Origin of the sequence: Aneurinibacillus sp. REN35 (assembly GCF_041379945.2) — a bacterium.
GTDB lineage: Bacteria > Bacillota > Bacilli > Aneurinibacillales > Aneurinibacillaceae > Aneurinibacillus.
In genome coordinates this window covers 249115-265759 of the sequence record NZ_JBFTXJ020000004.1, presented here as the reverse complement: position 1 = coordinate 265759, position 16645 = coordinate 249115, and the positions used below count along the sequence as shown (strand labels likewise).

20 protein-coding genes are annotated in these 16645 nt (G+C 44.8%); 16 read left to right on the top strand and 4 right to left on the bottom strand.

Annotated features, from left to right (window positions below):
• The first annotated feature begins 1 nt into the window (after position 1).
• From AB3351_RS10590 to spo0A, 6 genes are all read left to right on the top strand, one after another.
• Positions 2-820 carry a TlyA family RNA methyltransferase gene (locus AB3351_RS10590; RefSeq protein WP_371147105.1) on the top strand — a complete coding sequence of 273 codons (819 nt, stop codon included), beginning with the start codon at positions 2-4 and terminating at the stop codon, positions 818-820.
• Positions 821-952: 132 nt separating this feature from the next.
• Positions 953-1810, top strand: coding sequence for an NAD(+)/NADH kinase (locus tag AB3351_RS10585; RefSeq protein ID WP_371147104.1), 858 nt, complete (start codon positions 953-955; stop codon positions 1808-1810).
• A 36-nt stretch (positions 1811-1846) separates the two neighbouring features.
• Positions 1847-2296: a transcriptional regulator AhrC/ArgR gene (gene ahrC / locus AB3351_RS10580; RefSeq protein ID WP_371147103.1), complete on the top strand. Its 450-nt coding sequence runs from the start codon at positions 1847-1849 to the stop codon at positions 2294-2296.
• Between the two features lie 21 nt (positions 2297-2317).
• On the top strand, positions 2318-4045 hold the full coding sequence (recN, locus tag AB3351_RS10575; RefSeq protein WP_371147102.1) for a DNA repair protein RecN: 1728 nt from the start codon (positions 2318-2320) through the stop codon (positions 4043-4045).
• A 113-nt stretch (positions 4046-4158) separates the two neighbouring features.
• Positions 4159-5484: a SpoIVB peptidase gene (gene spoIVB / locus AB3351_RS10570; protein ID WP_371147101.1), complete on the top strand. Its 1326-nt coding sequence runs from the start codon at positions 4159-4161 to the stop codon at positions 5482-5484.
• 230 nt (positions 5485-5714) lie between these two features.
• Positions 5715-6494, top strand: coding sequence for a sporulation transcription factor Spo0A (gene spo0A / locus AB3351_RS10565; RefSeq protein ID WP_371147100.1), 780 nt, complete (start codon positions 5715-5717; stop codon positions 6492-6494).
• 319 nt (positions 6495-6813) lie between these two features.
• On the opposite strand, the gene AB3351_RS10560 is transcribed toward spo0A, so the two are convergent.
• Positions 6814-7017 (bottom strand): Spo0E family sporulation regulatory protein-aspartic acid phosphatase, encoded by a 204-nt coding sequence (locus AB3351_RS10560; RefSeq protein ID WP_371147099.1) that lies wholly within the window; start codon positions 7015-7017, stop codon positions 6814-6816.
• Between the two features lie 252 nt (positions 7018-7269).
• Between AB3351_RS10560 and fabI the strand changes: the two genes are divergently transcribed.
• Together fabI and AB3351_RS10550 are read left to right on the top strand one after the other, a co-directional pair.
• Positions 7270-8040, top strand: a complete 771-nt coding sequence (gene fabI / locus AB3351_RS10555) for an enoyl-ACP reductase FabI (protein ID WP_371147098.1) — start codon at positions 7270-7272, stop codon at positions 8038-8040.
• A gap of 75 nt (positions 8041-8115) precedes the next feature.
• Positions 8116-8955 (top strand): PHP domain-containing protein, encoded by an 840-nt coding sequence (locus AB3351_RS10550; protein ID WP_371147097.1) that lies wholly within the window; start codon positions 8116-8118, stop codon positions 8953-8955.
• Positions 8956-9088: 133 nt separating this feature from the next.
• On the opposite strand, the gene AB3351_RS10545 is transcribed toward AB3351_RS10550, so the two are convergent.
• Positions 9089-9535, bottom strand: coding sequence for a GNAT family N-acetyltransferase (locus tag AB3351_RS10545; protein WP_371147096.1), 447 nt, complete (start codon positions 9533-9535; stop codon positions 9089-9091).
• A 119-nt stretch (positions 9536-9654) separates the two neighbouring features.
• On the opposite strand from AB3351_RS10545, the gene AB3351_RS10540 reads away from it, so the two are divergent.
• From AB3351_RS10540 to AB3351_RS10520, 5 genes are all read left to right on the top strand, one after another.
• Positions 9655-9837, top strand: coding sequence for a hypothetical protein (locus AB3351_RS10540; protein WP_371147095.1), 183 nt, complete (start codon positions 9655-9657; stop codon positions 9835-9837).
• Between the two features lie 177 nt (positions 9838-10014).
• Entirely contained in the window at positions 10015-10569 is a 555-nt protein-coding gene (locus tag AB3351_RS10535) for a phosphatidylglycerophosphatase A family protein (protein ID WP_371147094.1), read from the top strand.
• A gap of 130 nt (positions 10570-10699) precedes the next feature.
• Positions 10700-11959: a S1C family serine protease gene (locus AB3351_RS10530; RefSeq protein ID WP_371147093.1), complete on the top strand. Its 1260-nt coding sequence runs from the start codon at positions 10700-10702 to the stop codon at positions 11957-11959.
• Between the two features lie 59 nt (positions 11960-12018).
• Positions 12019-12642, top strand: a complete 624-nt coding sequence (locus tag AB3351_RS10525) for a stalk domain-containing protein (RefSeq protein WP_371147092.1) — start codon at positions 12019-12021, stop codon at positions 12640-12642.
• 117 nt (positions 12643-12759) lie between these two features.
• A complete protein-coding gene (locus tag AB3351_RS10520) occupies positions 12760-13140 on the top strand; it encodes a DUF4912 domain-containing protein (RefSeq protein WP_371147091.1) in 381 nt (126 codons plus the stop codon).
• An 84-nt stretch (positions 13141-13224) separates the two neighbouring features.
• Here the strand turns inward: AB3351_RS10520 and AB3351_RS10515 are convergent, their stop codons facing one another.
• Positions 13225-13704, bottom strand: a complete 480-nt coding sequence (locus AB3351_RS10515) for a DUF1885 family protein (RefSeq protein ID WP_371147090.1) — start codon at positions 13702-13704, stop codon at positions 13225-13227.
• Positions 13705-13917: 213 nt separating this feature from the next.
• Between AB3351_RS10515 and AB3351_RS10510 the strand changes: the two genes are divergently transcribed.
• Positions 13918-14439 carry a MarR family winged helix-turn-helix transcriptional regulator gene (locus AB3351_RS10510; RefSeq protein ID WP_371147089.1) on the top strand — a complete coding sequence of 174 codons (522 nt, stop codon included), beginning with the start codon at positions 13918-13920 and terminating at the stop codon, positions 14437-14439.
• Positions 14440-14656: 217 nt separating this feature from the next.
• Here AB3351_RS10510 and AB3351_RS10505 read toward each other — a convergent pair whose 3' ends face one another.
• Entirely contained in the window at positions 14657-15628 is a 972-nt protein-coding gene (locus AB3351_RS10505; protein ID WP_371147088.1) for a 4Fe-4S binding protein, read from the bottom strand.
• A gap of 309 nt (positions 15629-15937) precedes the next feature.
• Here AB3351_RS10505 and AB3351_RS10500 point away from each other — a divergent pair, with 309 nt between their 5' ends.
• Positions 15938-16231: a DUF3055 domain-containing protein gene (locus AB3351_RS10500; protein WP_371147087.1), complete on the top strand. Its 294-nt coding sequence runs from the start codon at positions 15938-15940 to the stop codon at positions 16229-16231.
• 233 nt (positions 16232-16464) lie between these two features.
• Positions 16465-16578, top strand: coding sequence for a GapA-binding peptide SR1P (locus AB3351_RS10495; protein WP_371147086.1), 114 nt, complete (start codon positions 16465-16467; stop codon positions 16576-16578).
• Positions 16579-16645 lie beyond the last annotated feature (67 nt).

Here is a 16645-nt window from a genome sequence, read left to right as displayed (position 1 = left end):
GATGAGTAAAAAAGAGAGAATTGATGTGCGCCTGGTACAGGAAGGATATTTTCCAAGCCGGGAAAAAGCGAGGGCTGCCGTTATGGCAGGCCTTGTCTTCGTGGGACAGGAACGCTGCGATAAAGCCGGGATGAAGGTAGAGACAGACAAGCCTATCACGGTAAAAGGGCAGGTCCATCCGTATGTAAGCCGTGGTGGTTTGAAGCTTGAAAAGGCGATTCGAGAATTTGCGATTGATCTTACGGATGCGGTCGTGATGGATATCGGTGCGTCCACCGGCGGATTTACGGATTGTGCGCTGCAGCATGGGGCGAGATTGGTGTATGCCATTGATGTAGGATATGGTCAATTGGATTGGTCGCTGCGTCAGGATGAACGGGTTATTGTGATGGAACGAACGAACTTCCGCCATTTGAAAGCAGAGGAATGGGAAGGCGAGCGTGTGCGCTTTGCGACTATTGATGTTTCGTTTATTTCGCTGCGTCTGATACTCCCCGTCTTAACCAATTTTTTAGCGGACGGTGCGAGCGTGCTTGCGCTCGTAAAACCGCAGTTTGAAGCCGGACGGGAGCAGGTGGGCAAGCATGGAGTTGTACGGGAGCCGCGCGTACATGAAGAAGTATTGCGCAGAATGATTGGATTTAGTGAGACGTTGGGCTTTCGGATGCGCGGGATGTCCTTTTCACCGATTACCGGCGGGGAAGGAAATATCGAGTTTCTGCTGCACCTTGAATGGAGCAGAGAGGCAGGAGCGCAGGAGCCGGTGGATCATGAAGCAGACATTGTTCACATTGTTAGCGAGGCGCACACAACCTTTTGAAGATATATGGATACAGATAAGCGGGAACTCCATTGGATGTCCTGCTTTTTTTGTATTTTTATGCATGGCAAAGGGAAAGCATGTATAATAAGGGAACAGGCAATATCACCCTAGCTAATCGAGGTGTTAGTTGTGACGGCGATAGGTATTGTAGCAAATCAGCAGAAAAAGAACGCGTGGCTTGTAGCGGAAGAACTCGTTCGTTTATTAGAAGAGAAGCAGGCGGGTGTATACATAGACCACGTGGTAGCGTCCCATATCGGGCGTCTGGATCTAGCGCTGCCGCTTGAGAAGTTTCATGAGCAGGTAGATATTATTTTTGTTTTAGGTGGAGACGGGACGTTAATAGGGCTAGCGAGAGAGCTCGCCGCGTACCCCATTCCGATTCTTGGTATTAATATGGGCAATCTTGGTTTTCTCTCCGAGTCAGAGCCCGAGGATTTACCTCATGCGGTCGACCGTATTTTAAGCGGTGAGTATTGTGTAGAAGAGAGAATGATGCTGCATACGGAAGTGCTGCGTGATGGACGGTGTGTGCATGAAGCGATTGCACTCAATGATGTGGGCATTGCTAAAGGAAGCTTTGGCCGAATGATTAAATGCAACGTATATGTGGATGATCTGTATGTAGGGATGTATAACGGCGATGGCTTGATTATTTCTACTCCTACCGGATCGACTGCGTATTCTCTCTCAGCAGGCGGTCCAATCGTTGTGCCATACATCAACGTCATATTGCTGACACCGGTTGCTCCTCACTCTCTAACGGCACGTCCGCTTGTGCTTCCAGCCGATGAGGAGATTCATGTCATCGTTGATGCTACACATAATGAATTAGGTCTGACAATTGATGGTCAATTAGGATTCGGGCTTGAGGTCGGCGACGAAATCATTGTGCGCCGCTCCCCATATATGACTTCATTGATTAAATGGAAGAAGCGCAGCTTTTTTGAAGTCGTACGCAAAAAGCTGCAGCGTGAGGACGAATAAATGACAGAAAACGAAAGCATGGCTGGAGGAAGAAATATGAACAAAGGTCAACGACATATCAAAATCCGGGAGATCATTGCCCGCAATGATGTAGAGACGCAGGATGAGCTGGTTGATTTGCTTTGCGCTGCAGGATTTAATGTGACGCAGGCTACTGTCTCTCGTGATATTAAAGAACTTCATCTTGTAAAAGTCCCGACGAATGATGGCCGCTATAAATACTCGCTGCCTGCAGATCAGCGCTTCAATCCGCAGCATAAGCTGAAACGGACGCTGATCGATAGCTTCGTGAGCATTGATCAAGCAAACAATCTTCTGGTTATGAAGACGATGCCGGGAAATGCAAACGCTATTGGTGCATTGATTGATAATCTGGAGTGGTCGGAGATTTTAGGTACCATCTGTGGGGATGATACGATTCTAATTATTTGCCGCAGCCAGGAGTATGCGACCGAGATGTCGCAGCGTTTTATCGACATGTTATAGGCGGATACGGGAGGATTTATTATGCTGCTTGAGTTAACGATTCGCAATTTTGCCGTGATTAAGGAGGTCTCCGTTTCATTTGGACGGGGCCTTACAATTTTAACGGGGGAAACCGGTGCGGGAAAGTCGATTCTCATTGATGCGATTAGTCTGCTCCTGGGCGGCCGCGGATCTTCAGATTATGTCCGATACGGATGCAAAAAGGCAGAGATTGAAGGGCTGTTCGAATTCGAGAGCGGTGCACCTGTACTTTCGGCTCTTGAAGAAATAGGAATTGAAGCAGAAGAGAGCACCATCATCATCCGACGGGAACTGGCAAGCACAGGCAAGACGATATGCCGGATCAATGGACAGATGGTTACGCTTTCTATGCTGCGGGAAGTGGCCCCTTGGTTAATTAATATCCATGGACAGCACGAGCATCAATCGTTAATGCAGGGAGATCGCCATATGGAATGGCTTGATTCTTTCGGTGATGACAAAATTACCCCCGCACTGCAGGAGTTTTCCAAGCTGTATGGAACATATCGCCAGCTTGCTTCCGAACTTGAATATATATCCACCAACGAACGGGAAATGGTGCAGAGAATGGATATGCTGCGTTTTCAATTGCAGGAGATTGTAGAAGCGAATCTAAAGCCTCTCGAGGATGAAGAACTAATTAAAGAGAGAAAAAGACTCTCCGGCGGCGAGAAGCTTGTGCATAGTCTTGAGGATGCATATCGCTCTTTGGTCGGTGAGCAGCGAGGTGTGGATTGGGTGAGTCATGCGGTGAGCCATTTGGAAACCGTACTTGAATACGATGAGGAACTGCAGGATACACACCAAATGGTGGAGAGCGCATTTTATCAGCTTGAAGAAGCAGCCCGGTTGGTGCGATCGTATCGTGATGCGATCGAGTTCGACCCGGAGAGGTTGATGGAGATTGAAAGCCGTCTTGATGAAATCAATCGGTTAAAGCGTAAATATGGTCTATCCGTTGATGAGATTCTTGAATATGCCGCTTCCATTGAAGACGAACTGGACAGTATGGAGAACCGGGAGACACGCATTGAAGAGCTGCAAAAGAAGCTTAAAGAAGCGGCGCTTGATTTAGCGGTGGATGCGATCGAGCTATCAAAAATACGCAAGCAGGTGGCCGCAGTGCTGGCGCAATCCATTGAGCAGGAACTTAAAGAGCTTCATATGGGACGAGCGCGGTTTGAAATTGCGGTTAACCAGCAGGAGGATGCACGTGGTCTTGATGTGAATGGGACGCGTCTTCGTGTAACTGCCAAAGGGATTGATGCGGTGGAATTTATGATCGCACCTAACCCTGGTGAGCCGCTGCGTTCCGTCAGTAAAATCGCATCCGGCGGCGAGCTGTCACGGATTATGCTAGCAATGAAAACCATTCTTGCGGATGCGGAAAATATCGACACAATGATTTTTGATGAGGTGGATACAGGTGTAAGCGGGCGTGCTGCGCAGGCGATTGCCGAGAAGCTTGTGCGTGTCTCAAGAAAACGACAGGTATTGTCGATTACACATCTGCCGCAGGTGGCCAGTATGGCTGATACGCATCTGCGCATCGAAAAGCATATGAATGAAGATGAAACACAAACAAAGGTACAGCCGCTGTCATATGAGGAGAGGGTTGTGGAGTTGGCACGCATGTTAGGCGGTGCTCAGGTAACAGAAACAACGAAGAACAATGCGCGTGAAATGCTTGAACAAGCCGAAGAGTTGAAGAGTGGGGCGAAAGGATAAACAGGAAGAGATTGTTTCGGTCTGCGGGTTATAATTGAGCCTGTCTACGGCAACATTATTAGTACAGACATATGGAGGTGTAGGTAGGGAACGTGTAGGAGCGTGATGACCCGTTGAACACCCGAAACAAAAAGAAAACACTATTTGGCAGCATGATTCTTGTACTCGCTCTTCTCACTTTCTCTTCAGCCCCTTTTCAACAGTTTGCGTCTTTTCCTGAAAAAATCCGCATGTTCCAAGGCTCGCTTACCCAGCTTTCTCTGACAATGCCGGTAACAGCTACGCTTACATCAACCGATCCAGACGTTGCCCACGTAAGCTCACAGGTATCAGAGCAGGTAGATCTAAGCAAGCCGCTTACCATTCAGCCGGGAAAACCCGGTGGAGCAAAGCTGACCATGCGTCTTGGAAACATTCCGATTAAAACAGTGGATGTCGAGGTGCTACCGGAGCTTAAAGTCATTCCGGGCGGACAATCCATTGGCGTACAACTGCATACGGTTGGTGTGCTTGTCGTAGGTCAGCATCTGGTTGAGAGCCAAGGTAAAAAGTTTTCTCCAGGTGAAGTCGCCAATGTAAAAGTTGGGGATATGATTACCGCGATTAATAATGTACGTGTTCGCAGCATGGATGAAGTAGGGAAAATTGTAGACGAAGCCGGGAAAAAGGGAAAGGCACTACAGCTTGAAATTCTGCGCGGTAAACAGACCATTACCGTTGATCTTACTCCTGCTCTTGATGATAAGGATAAGAAATACCGAATGGGACTTTATATTCGTGATTCAGCTGCAGGCGTAGGTACGTTAACGTTCTTTGATCCAAAAAGCCGGAAATATGGAGCGCTTGGCCATGTCATCTCTGATATGGATACTGGCAAGGCAATTGCCGTGGGTGAAGGACATGTCGTGCAATCGAGTGTTACATCAATTGAACCAGGCAAAAGCGGTGCGCCTGGTGAGAAGTATGCAACATTTCGCAACGAGCGTGTGAAGTTGGGTACGATTGAGAAGAACACACCGTTTGGTATCTTCGGTAATATGAAGCAAATGCCTGAGCAGGCATTTACGAAAGAACCAATTCCCATTGCTTTGGGCGAGCAGGTAAAGCCAGGCCCAGCCGAGATTTATACGGTTGTAGAGGACCAAAAAGTTGAGAAATTTAAAATTGAAATTGTCAATGTTGTTCCGCAGAAGTACCCGGCCACCAAAGGGCTGATTCTAAAAGTAACCGATCCGGTATTATTAAAGAAAACCGGTGGAATTGTCCAGGGAATGAGCGGAAGCCCGATTATCCAGGATGGTAAACTTGTGGGAGCGGTCACTCATGTATTCGTTAACGATCCGACAAGTGGATACGGAACATACATTGAATGGATGCTGCAGGATGCTGGCATTGACTTGACCAATCAGAAGATGGAAGAAAAACGCAGGGTAAGCTAACCCTGCGTTTTTTCTGTGATTTCGTCGAAATGGCAAGAGAATGGTCGAAAAGTATTGCCGCCTATTTTGCAGGAGTTAGAAAGGGGGCGTCGAAGTTACAACATAGATGCAATGTGCACTGAATATTACACATAAGAGATAAAGTTACATAGGTGTATATGAATAGCATTTACTTTCTTACATTGTGAAAATATAATTAAATGCAGTAGCACAAAAGGGGCGAGACCATTTTGAAAACGATTCGAGTTATTCTTGCGGATGACAATCGCGAATTTACAGAATTGCTTCAGGAGTATCTGAATGACCAGGATGATATTGAAGTAGTTGGCGTTGCGTTTAACGGTAATGATGTGTTGAATTTATTTAACCATACGCTGCCGGATGTGTTGATTCTCGATATTGTGATGCCGCATCTTGATGGGCTCGCGGTATTGGAGCAGATTCGAGGAATGAAGCTGCCGGTTATGCCGAAGATTATTATGCTGACGGCATTTGGACAAGAGGAGATTACGAAGAAGGCTGTGGAATTGGGTGCATCATATTATATTTTGAAGCCGTTTGATATGGAAGTGCTGGCCAATCGTCTGCGACAGGTTGCTGGGCTTGCTCCGTCTGTATCGCACAATTTACGTTCCCCTTCGCTACCGCCAAAGGGTAAGAATCTTGATCAGAACATTACGAATATCATTCACGAAATTGGTGTTCCTGCTCATATCAAGGGATATTTATATTTACGTGAAGCCATTACGATGGTATATAACGATATGGAATTGCTTGGATCTATTACGAAGATTCTCTATCCGGAAATCGCTAAGAAGTTCAATACGACAGCAAGCCGTGTAGAACGGGCGATTCGCCATGCGATTGAAGTGGCTTGGAGTCGGGGAAATATGGACTCAATTGGTAAGTTGTTCGGCTATACAGTCAGCAATAGCAAGGCAAAGCCGACAAACTCGGAGTTTATTGCCATGGTGGCGGACAAGCTGCGCATTGAGCATCATGTGAGTTAGGCAGAGAAAAAAGTCGAACGTCTCTTATTCCTTAGATGTATCGGAGTCTGGTGAATAAGGGGCGTTTGTGTTTGTATGATGAGGTAGAGGGGATAAAACAACGAAAAAGCGGGAAGAGTCAGACGAATCTAGAGTCCTCTCTTCCCGCGTTGAATTTGCTGGTAGAACATGATATTTTTATAATGTTGTCTAGGAAAGTAAGAAGGAGTGGTTTTTTGCGTATGAGAAAAGCATATATGCTTGTATCAGTCATTATTATTATTTCTCTTGTGCTATCCATGATTCTGCCTTTTATGCAATAGCATGACAGTTTATGTTTTTAGTGGGAGCGAAAGAAGCGGTCGTGCAAATTCAGCTTGGCATCAAGCTGTTGGCTGATCTCTACCACTTTAGGGTGGGTAAAGCTGTTTTTTTCCTTAGCTAGTCTATACATATTCTCGCGTAGTTGAGCAATCTCTTGCTGCAGTATATCGAGCTGGTTCGAGTACTCTGAACCACGGTATTCTATGCACATAGACATCATGACCTGCTCCTCCTTCATTGTTACGCAATTATACATTTTTCTACATTCCTATTTTTTGCTTACCACATCTTGCAGTAGATAAAACAGGACAAGCCATGATTCATATCTGTTATTGTTCAGTATATAAAGTTTTGTGCCAAATTATGCTTATTACATGATATTTCATCAGCTAGCTAGTGGGGGCATTGCCTCCGTTTTTGCATAGGCGCATCCTGCATCTATAATTTCTTACCAATAGGAGGAAACATAACGATGGATATGCTAAAAGGTAAAAACATTCTGGTTATGGGCGTAGCCAACAAGCGAAGCATCGCTTGGGGCATTGCGCAATCTCTGCATGAAGCGGGCGCGACCCTTATCTTTACGTATCAGGGAGAACGGCTAAAAGCGGGTGTAGAGGAATTGGCTTCTTCGCTCGGCCAAGATCGTACTATACTTGTACCTTGCGATGTGACCAGTGATGAGGATATTAAACGGGCATTTGCTTTGCTAAAAGAAGAAGTGGGTGTGTTGCATGGGGTAGCACATTGTATCGCCTATGCCAAGACAGAGGATTTAGAGAAACCTTTTGTCTCAACTTCACGCGATGGCTTCGCTTTAGCGCACGATATTAGTGCTTATTCCCTTGTGGCTGTAACTGAAGCGGCGCGCGCGATGATGGTGGAAGGCGGCAGTATAGTAACGCTGACATACCTTGGCGGTGAGCGGGTCATTCCGAATTATAATGTAATGGGTGTAGCTAAGGCTGCACTTGAGATGAGCGTACGGTATTTGGCTTCCGATCTAGGTGCTGATAACATCCGGGTTAATGCGATTTCGGCAGGTCCTATTCGTACGTTGGCAGCCAAAGGAATCCGTAATTTCAACGATTTAACAAAAAGTGTGCCGGAGAAAGCGCCGCTAGGACGAATGATTGATCAGCGTGAAGTAGGAGATACAGCGTTGTTTTTATTTAGTCATCTTTCACGAGGCATTACGGGCGAAGTTATTCATGTGGATGCAGGATATAATATTATGGGATAGGAAAAAAGAGTAAGAGACGGATGCTTTTGCATGCCGTCTTTTCATCTATACATATACATCAATGGGGTGACAGGGATGAGCAAAGTAGATCTTCATTCGCATACAACAGCATCTGACGGAACATTTACTGTCGAGGAGTCCATTGCACGCGCAAAGGCAAACGGGTTGGCTGCCCTTGGAATTACGGATCATGATACAGTAGCCGCTCTTGCCAAAGCGGTCGAAGAAGGCAGACATCAAGGCGTTGAGATTGTACCCGGTGTAGAAATCAGCTCTGTCCATGAAGGTAAAGACGTACATGTGCTTGGTTACTATATGGATATGCAGGATGCCACCTTTTTGGCACGCTTGGAGGAATTGCGTGAAGTACGCGGCAGGCGAAACCAGATGATGATTGCTAAGCTCAATGAGCTTGGGATTGATATTACATGTAAAGAAGTAGAACAACGCAAAAAGGAAAAGGCGGGAAATATAGGACGACCACATATGGCAGAAGTGCTCATGGAAAAAGGTATCGTCTCTTCCATGAAGGAAGCGTTTGATAAGTACTTGGGCTCCACAGGAGCAGCGTATGTTAATCCGCCGCGTATCTCTCCCGCTCAGGCGATTGATATGATCAAGGAAGCAGGCGGTGTGGCTGTGCTAGCACACCCCGGTCTATATAGAGATCTTGAAATGGTGAAAGATTTAGTTAAGCATGGTCTACAGGGCATAGAAGTATACCATCCTGATAATAGCGAAGAAGACGTGAGGTTGTACGGGACGCTAGCGGATGAGTACGGATTAATCAAAACAGCAGGCTCTGATTTTCACGGTATGCGGAATGGTGATGTGTTCCATGCCGATCTGGGTACATGCGCGACTACGATGGAGGTCGTCCACCGGCTTCGGGATAGCAGCCATTTAGGAAGCTAGGGGCTGTCTAAAAAGTCCCTGTAAGCGTAAAATGCACACAAAAAAGCCAAGCATGCGGATGTAACAGCATGCTTGGCTTTTCCTTTTATCAAGGCTTCGGTTGAAATATGACTTTTTAGACAGCCCCTTTTATCTATACAGTCTTGATCATTGCAATATGTTCAATTCCAGCATCCATGAAGGTTGCACCATGTGGAGTATAGCCAAGCCGCTCATAGAAGGGCTGGGCTTGTAGCTGTGCATGAAGCTTCAATGTATGAAATCCCTTCTCCCTGGCTTCCGCCTCAAGCTTCTCCATCAGCATACGTCCCACGCCTCCACCTCGGACGGTAGAAAGTACGGCGACCCGCTCGATTTTGCCTATTCCTGCTTCATATTCACGCAGCCGTCCTGCTCCGCAAGCGTTTCCCCCCTGATCAACTGCAAGTACATGAATGGTTGGGGTGTGTGGAAGGTCGTGTTCATCTATCTCTAATTCCTCTGGAACTTCTTGTTCGTTAATAAATACCTGCCGTCGAATTTCAAGTGCTTGTTCTCGTTCAGTTTCTTGTTGTGCTCTTTTTACAGCATAGCTGCTCATGGAATCAACTCCTATGATGTCATCTGTTTTTTGCCTGTGCATACGGTGTCCTCTATACGTATATTTTTGACGCGGCCGGTCAACCTTATAAATAATCGGCATAAGAGGAGGAATAGAACATGGCAATTTTTTATATCGTTATTCTATCTTTGTTATCACTTCTCCTGCTTTTTGGAGCAAGCTATCTGATCGCCGTTATTTTAAATCGTGTAGGGGGCGGAACAGATAGTGATTGGAATGCACCGCAAAAGCTTGCTCATACAGGGGATAAGCCAGAATACGAGCGTGAGGACCGGCCCTAGGGGGCCGGTTTTTTTGTTATCAACAACCTTGCCTGCATCATATACATAATTATAGCCGAATTTATTGTATAGTTCGTAAGATACAGAAACATATCATGAATACAGGTCAATTGTGGTATGATGGGATATATCTGACTTTTTTTGTGGTGTTATCGGTTTGGGAAGGGGATAACTAAGATGAAGAGACAAGTACACAGCAGAGAGGTAAAAACCGCAGCACTCCAGCGCCTTGCTGAAAGGGGTGTCACCATTGAGGATATTGCGGAAGTGGTGTACCTCATGCAAGCTCCATATAATGTAGGTTTAAAAATGTCTTCATGCATTGAGAGCGTGCATGCTGTTCTAGAGAAAAGGGAAATTCAGCACGCGCTTCTTGTTGGAACTGAACTTGATATTTTGGCTGAGAAGAAGATGCTTCAAGAACCGCTGCAGTCTATTATAGAAGCTGATGAAGGTCTATTTGGCTGTGACGAGACGTTAGCACTCGGATCGGTGTTTGGCTATGGCAGTATTGCGGTTACAACATTCGGTCATTTAGATAAACAAAAGATCGGTATTATTAAACGTCTGGACACCAAAAGAGGAAACGGGATTCATACGTTCCTTGACGATCTGGTGGCAAGCATTGCAGCTTCTGCATCAAGTCGGATGGCGCATCGCCTGCGCGATGAAGAGGAGATAGAGAGAGATCGTCAATTAAATACGCAGCAGAACAGTGAACAGGTTGGCTAGTCCATGATAAAAACAAGCTCCGAAGCGTCGGGGTTTGTTTTTTTTATGGAATTTTATCTAGAGAAAATAGCCGAATAAACCTAGGCTGCATATACAGAAAGAAAAAGTAAAAGACCAAGGGGGAATGACTATGAGAGCATCTTTTAGGCGTCTCGTGCTTTTTTTTATAAGCACATGTCTGCTTTTGCTGGTAGCTGCCTGCAGCCAGCCGCCAGCTCCGGTTGAGCAAAATAAAAAGGTGGAGGCCTATACAAGGCCGGCTGTTGTACGTGTTGTAGCTTATAATGCGGCTGATTTTACAATCACAGGCGAATTAGCGCAGTACGTAGGAACAAGCAGGATAACAGAATATGATGGAGGAACTGGGTCAGGGGCCGTCATCTCCTCCAATGGGTATATTGTGACGAATGCGCATGTCGTAGAAGCGATCCACAAAGAGGAAACGGAAGCGTATGAGGCCATGTATAATATTCTTCTTGCCGATCTCTATGCACGCTTCAAGCAGATTAATCCTGCGACAGCCGATGCGGATATCCAGCACGTTCAAACGTATTTTGACCAGTATGTAAAGCTTGAGAGTTTTGAGCGGGTTAGCACGGTTATTCTTCCGGGGGGCGATGAGCAGGCTTTCGATATTAAGTCGTATGGCAAGCCGATTGGGGAGGGGAAGGATGTAGCCATCCTCAAAATTAATGCAAAAGATTTGCCGACGATCTCTGTAGATGATACGGATGGCGACGGAAGTGCAGTTTCTTCTGCCATTCAGTTTGCCGGATATCCCGGTAAAGCGGATTTAGGCGGGTTTCTCGATGAGAGGAGCCAGTTAGAAGCTACGTATTCTACCGGCACGATTTCTGTTTCCCAAAAAATAATGAAAAACGGAGCACCTGTCATTCAGTTGAACGCGAATCTGAATCCGGGTAACTCCGGAGGACCCGTGCTCTCAGAGAGTGGGAAGATGATTGGGATTGCAACCGCTACCTCCCATGAAGGAATAGGGTGGGTCATTCCGTCCTCTACGGTAATGGAGTTTGTACGGCAGGCGGGAGCGGAAGTGAATCAGCCAACATTGATCACGCTTCTATGGCAGGAGGGCTTAGGTTATTACTGGGAAGGATATTACAGTAAAGCCATCCCAAAATTTGAAGAAGTCAGGCGTCTGTATGATAAGCATTACAGTGTCTCCACATATCTTGCTAAGTCACAAAAAGCGATGAGCGAAGGTGCGAACCGAATCGATTGGCGTGATTACTATGTATACTTTGCCATTGGGGGAGCGGTGCTTCTGCTGATCATTCTTCTAGTGGTTGTATGGGCGATACAGCGAAGCAGAAAAAGAAAACAGAGCGATAATGAGGAGAAGGATACAGAAAATAGCCGAAGGGAGTAAAACAAATGGTTCGTAAGTGCGTATAAATAATAGGCAAAGAATCGGAAAAGGGGTATAGAATGAAGCGGAAAGTACTTATCCTGCTCACATCCGTGCTGCTTTCCGGGGTAGCTATGGCATCTAATGAGCTATACCAGGGAAAGTATCCTGTCGCATCTGTCGAACTTAATGGAAACCCGCTCAGCAATCTCGAACCACCCCCATTTACAATGGACGGTACAGTGTTCGCCCCGCTGCGTATTGTAGCGGAGAAATTAGGCGCTTTCATCATGTTGGACGAAGAAACAGGTAAAACGGTCGTGACCAAACCGAATGTTAATATGGTTATCGCTTCTTCGATTGAAGAGACACAGAAACAAAATTATCACATCATCAGTCCATTCATGGTAGTAGAAAAAGGAAGCAAGGTTTCGTTCGATATCTTTATGGATATTGACCGCGCTCCGAAAGTAGATTCTCTCGTATTCAAAATCGTGATTCGCAATCCTTCTGGCTCTGAGGAATATGTGAGTTATCCACAAAGTTATTCAACCATTCGGAGTGGCACCGCTTTTGTATATACGCATAATGTAAAGGGAATGCAGTTTAAAGAAGCAGGAGAGTATAAGGTTCAGCTCATCATGAAGTTGGGAAGCAGCGGAGACTATCAGATTGTTGGGGAGAATGCCATTACTGCACGATAGTAATTTTGATGCTCAACTATTCATATTGATGCAGAAAGGTGCTATAATTAAGGTATACTACAATGTGTCGGTAAGAACTGCATGGTATTTTACTAAAGAAAGGAACGAGAGCAGCGGATGAAAGCAAAGCCTAAGAGGCGTACCTCTAAGAATGACCTTGAGGGACCGAATATACGTGTCGCATGGAATGATACACAGTCGCTTACAGCGTCCTGGGAGATTGATAATCGTCACAAGGAGGCTATCGAGCAGCAGTTTGCAATCCCGGTTTCCGAACTGCCCTTTGTTATTCGGCTCTATGATGTGACAGAGCGGATGATTAAGAATGACGGCCTTGATACGTATGTTGACTTTGACATTAATTTTCAGGCTGCAAACTGGCTTTTGTATGGAATCGAGAATACGCGTCAGTATTGTGTTGAGTTAGGGGTGCGCATGATAGACGGTCGGTATTATTCGCTGAAACGATCCGATCGCATTCTTCCCTTTGCGGGATAGAAGCAGGAAAGAGCAGAGTTGTCTGCTCTTTTTTTGTGCATAAAAACGCCGCATATTTGCGGCGTTTGCTATGTATGCTGCTTATTACTTACGCGGATTATAATGCATCACACGGCCGTTAAAAAGATGAAGCTCCGCTTTATATTCTTTAGCGAGATATTTGCAGAATTCGTTTGCTTTTCCTTTATCTCCATGTGTTGAATCAGGTGCTAATGTAACCTGGATATAATTCTCATCCTCTGTTGTTGTAACCGTTTGGGTCTGCCCCTCATTTTCTGGATCAGGCTGTGTTGTCTGCTTTTCCTTTTGGCGCGAGCCGACTCCGACAAGAATATAGTGGTATAGCTTCGTATCAGTTCCCTTCAGATAGAACCATTGCCCTTTTCCTTCAGGCTTTTCTTCCATCGTATATGGAAATGCTGAATGCTTATAATCCCAATCCAATTGCTGGCCGGTCTTCGCTGTCATTTCTGTATAACGATTGAATTTTTGCTTTACTTCGTCTAAGGAAACTTGTTTTGTAGTTGACCCTTCAACAAATTTTATGTAGGCACTTCTGCTCACTTTTTCTCCCTCCTACCCCGGGTTGTAAACGCTCTTATCTCTGAGTTTAGCACCGCATCCAGGCTTTGGCAACCGCTAAACCACAGGAATTTCCATGCTGTTTTAATAATTCTTATGTTGACTAAATTTTTAGAAAAATATACTATTAAAAATATACTATTGTATAGTAGATAAAATAATATTTATGCATGGAGGGGGAAGGAGAGGTAAATTATGGATTATCATAGTCAACCAGAGGAATTACACGAAATCCTAAATACACTGCGTGCGATTGCCGTAGTAAATAAAGATGATTGGGAGACAGCTGCACGCAAGTTAGAGCTTGATTCGGCAGTTCAGTTGAATATTTTGTGGATCGTATATTGTTATGAAGGTGTACGTGTAACACAAATCGCTGAGTGGACGTTCTGGCATCCGTCGTCGGTCGTTATTCACGTAAAGAAGATGATGGAGAAGGGTCTTGTCATGATCGAGAAAAGTGACAAGGATGGACGTGTCGTGAATGTATATCTAACCGATACGGGCAGACGAATTGTAGAGGAGAGCAAAATACAGGCACCAGATGTATTCCGCATTACACGGGCCTTAGAAAGCCTAGAAGTGCGCTATGGTCGCAACGTGTCTGCGCTCTTTTTCGAATGTTTAGATTTCTTGGCCGAAGAATTGCACGGACCTGACAAAATACATTGGCTGCGGGAAAGCGAGCAAAGATCGGACCGTATCGCTACTATATAAATAATTCAGTAGAAAAAAGTAGAAAACAAAGTAATGCAGAAAAGAGAGAGTGCTTTTTTCCTCTTTAGATTGCAGTGTTCCTGAGTCCTCTTTCTTTTCTTTGTTTCTCACAAGAAAGGAGAGCGGCTTTTTTAGGCCGCTCTCCTTTTGTACATAAAAGTGGTAAAGAGATAAAGACGTATAGCAAGATAGGAGGCAGACCAGGCTGCCTCTGCTGTTATTTTTTAACCGGAAAGATACTAATTTCACGCTCGATTTTTTTGCCGTCTTCGCCTGTAATCGTAATTTTAATATTTGTATTTTTTCCGAGACTGCCTTCATCAATACGGAAGAGCAGATTTTCATTCGCTACCGAGTTTGGCTCTGCTTGAACCGTAGGGGGCAGAATTACATCCCAGCTTGGCGGAACATTTTCATATGTGAGTGCGAATGTAGCAGGTTTACTCTTTAAATTCTCCACCTGAAGATTGTACGTATAAATGATGCGATTCTCTGCCGGTACGCCCTGCAGGTTCTTACCAATGCTTACCGCAAAGCCTGTACTTGTGAAGATAGCAAATACGAGAAGTGATGTCATAACAGTCAACAGCAGCGTGAGGACAAGTCCAGCACCCCGGAACATATTTTTGATGCCTCCGGTGCGTGAGTTTTTGTCTGATAAAATCATCTGCAGCATGCCATACGGACAGGAGCTGCGGCAGAATTTGTGGCGCAATCGGTTAATCATGACGAAGAAGAAGGCGCTTGTAAGTACATAAGCCCAGAAAGCCCACGTTGTATTAAGCGTGATGATTTCTTGCAGCAGATCCTTTGGGTTATAGAAGTAAGCGATCATGCTAAAGCCGATAATGGGAGCGAAAATAAGCGATAGACCGATATCAATTGCATTGCGCAGGCCAGCATTTTCACGCAGCCTTTTGGAATTGGTGATCTTGGTGAGATAGCCGGAAAACGTATTGTGCGGACACATCCATCCGCAAAATTGGCGACCGAACCACTGTGAGATGGATACGAAGACGAATACAAGTACCAGGACGGTAAGAAGGAGAATATAGCCGTCACTAAAAGAAAAGCTTTTGGTTAAAACGTAAAAATGAAGATGAGTCAAATCGATTCGAAAAATATCCAGCAGCGGAACAATGAAGAATAAAATAAGAATTGTAATTTGTGATAGCGTACGCTTGCTCATACATTACACCCCTTTGATTTCTCTTCCTGAATTCTCTATAAAGGAAGTGGTTACACTGAAATTGTCGCACAGGAAATTCCAGAAGTGAAGTGAATTATTTGTGACCTTTGACCCTAAAGAGCCTTGTTATTTCTAGGGTTTTTATATATTTTTTCATCAAAAATAGGGGGGTTCCCCTATAGACGAATAGAATCGGAAAAATACGTCTTGTTTCCTGATTGTGAAAATAAAATTGTCAGAGGTCGAATCCATGATATAATGAAAAATAACTGTAAATTCACGCAAATCGAAAAGGAGGGTTTCTATACTATGTTTGAACGCTTGTATGACACATCAGAGAAAACGAAAGTAAATTTTGTTGGTTTTGCTTCTGAGAACGCACGTTATGATTTTGGTCTCGTTTATACAAATCAATTTTTTGGAAAGCCTCTGGTCGTTTGCATGCAGACAGGTCGTTCTTCTCTGCTTTGTGCTGAAGATGCGCAAAACATTGAAGTGCTCAAAGAAAAGTTTGCTATTGAATGTGACCTAGAGGCAGAAGAGTTGTCTGTTTTTTTACAGGGTCAGCTTCCGCATACCAGCCATGCATTAACGCAATATTAGGGTGTGCTTTTTACGATAATTATAAGCGTAGATAACTATGTAAACCTCCAGGGTTGATCTTTGGAGGTTTTTTTATGCGATTACTTTCTCAGATGTGAAATTTTTATTTTTTTAGTAAAAACCTATTGACGTTATTAGTATGACATATTATATTAATGACATAACATATTGTGGTCGTGAATGGTGAATATGCATCTTTAATTATCATGAACTACCGAATGGAGGGTAATATTATGGGAACAATCGTATGCCAGCACTGTGACCAGATTATTGAGCATTATGAGCATGAGAAGGTAGAAGTGCTATACGCGTCTTCCTCGGACTGCACTAGTTGTGACGAAGAATAGATATTACTAAATATAAGCATAGATAAGCCCCTGCCGTTGAGCAGGGGCTTTTTTTGCGTTCATACAG

What these genes read in the sequence shown, in the direction of transcription:
- AB3351_RS10590 (WP_371147105.1), top strand. Translation starts at nt 2, where the DNA reads ATGAGTAAAAAAGAGAGAATTGATGTGCGCCTGGTACAGGAAGGATAT.
- ahrC (WP_371147103.1), top strand. Translation starts at nt 1,847, where the DNA reads ATGAACAAAGGTCAACGACATATCAAAATCCGGGAGATCATTGCCCGC.
- recN (WP_371147102.1), top strand. Translation starts at nt 2,318, where the DNA reads ATGCTGCTTGAGTTAACGATTCGCAATTTTGCCGTGATTAAGGAGGTC.
- AB3351_RS10560 (WP_371147099.1), bottom strand. Translation starts at nt 7,017, where the DNA reads ATGATGTCTATGTGCATAGAATACCGTGGTTCAGAGTACTCGAACCAG.
- fabI (WP_371147098.1), top strand. Translation starts at nt 7,270, where the DNA reads ATGGATATGCTAAAAGGTAAAAACATTCTGGTTATGGGCGTAGCCAAC.
- AB3351_RS10550 (WP_371147097.1), top strand. Translation starts at nt 8,116, where the DNA reads ATGAGCAAAGTAGATCTTCATTCGCATACAACAGCATCTGACGGAACA.
- AB3351_RS10545 (WP_371147096.1), bottom strand. Translation starts at nt 9,535, where the DNA reads ATGAGCAGCTATGCTGTAAAAAGAGCACAACAAGAAACTGAACGAGAA.
- AB3351_RS10540 (WP_371147095.1), top strand. Translation starts at nt 9,655, where the DNA reads ATGGCAATTTTTTATATCGTTATTCTATCTTTGTTATCACTTCTCCTG.
- AB3351_RS10535 (WP_371147094.1), top strand. Translation starts at nt 10,015, where the DNA reads ATGAAGAGACAAGTACACAGCAGAGAGGTAAAAACCGCAGCACTCCAG.
- AB3351_RS10530 (WP_371147093.1), top strand. Translation starts at nt 10,700, where the DNA reads ATGAGAGCATCTTTTAGGCGTCTCGTGCTTTTTTTTATAAGCACATGT.
- AB3351_RS10525 (WP_371147092.1), top strand. Translation starts at nt 12,019, where the DNA reads ATGAAGCGGAAAGTACTTATCCTGCTCACATCCGTGCTGCTTTCCGGG.
- AB3351_RS10520 (WP_371147091.1), top strand. Translation starts at nt 12,760, where the DNA reads ATGAAAGCAAAGCCTAAGAGGCGTACCTCTAAGAATGACCTTGAGGGA.
- AB3351_RS10510 (WP_371147089.1), top strand. Translation starts at nt 13,918, where the DNA reads ATGGATTATCATAGTCAACCAGAGGAATTACACGAAATCCTAAATACA.
- AB3351_RS10505 (WP_371147088.1), bottom strand. Translation starts at nt 15,628, where the DNA reads ATGAGCAAGCGTACGCTATCACAAATTACAATTCTTATTTTATTCTTC.
- AB3351_RS10500 (WP_371147087.1), top strand. Translation starts at nt 15,938, where the DNA reads ATGTTTGAACGCTTGTATGACACATCAGAGAAAACGAAAGTAAATTTT.
- AB3351_RS10495 (WP_371147086.1), top strand. Translation starts at nt 16,465, where the DNA reads ATGGGAACAATCGTATGCCAGCACTGTGACCAGATTATTGAGCATTAT.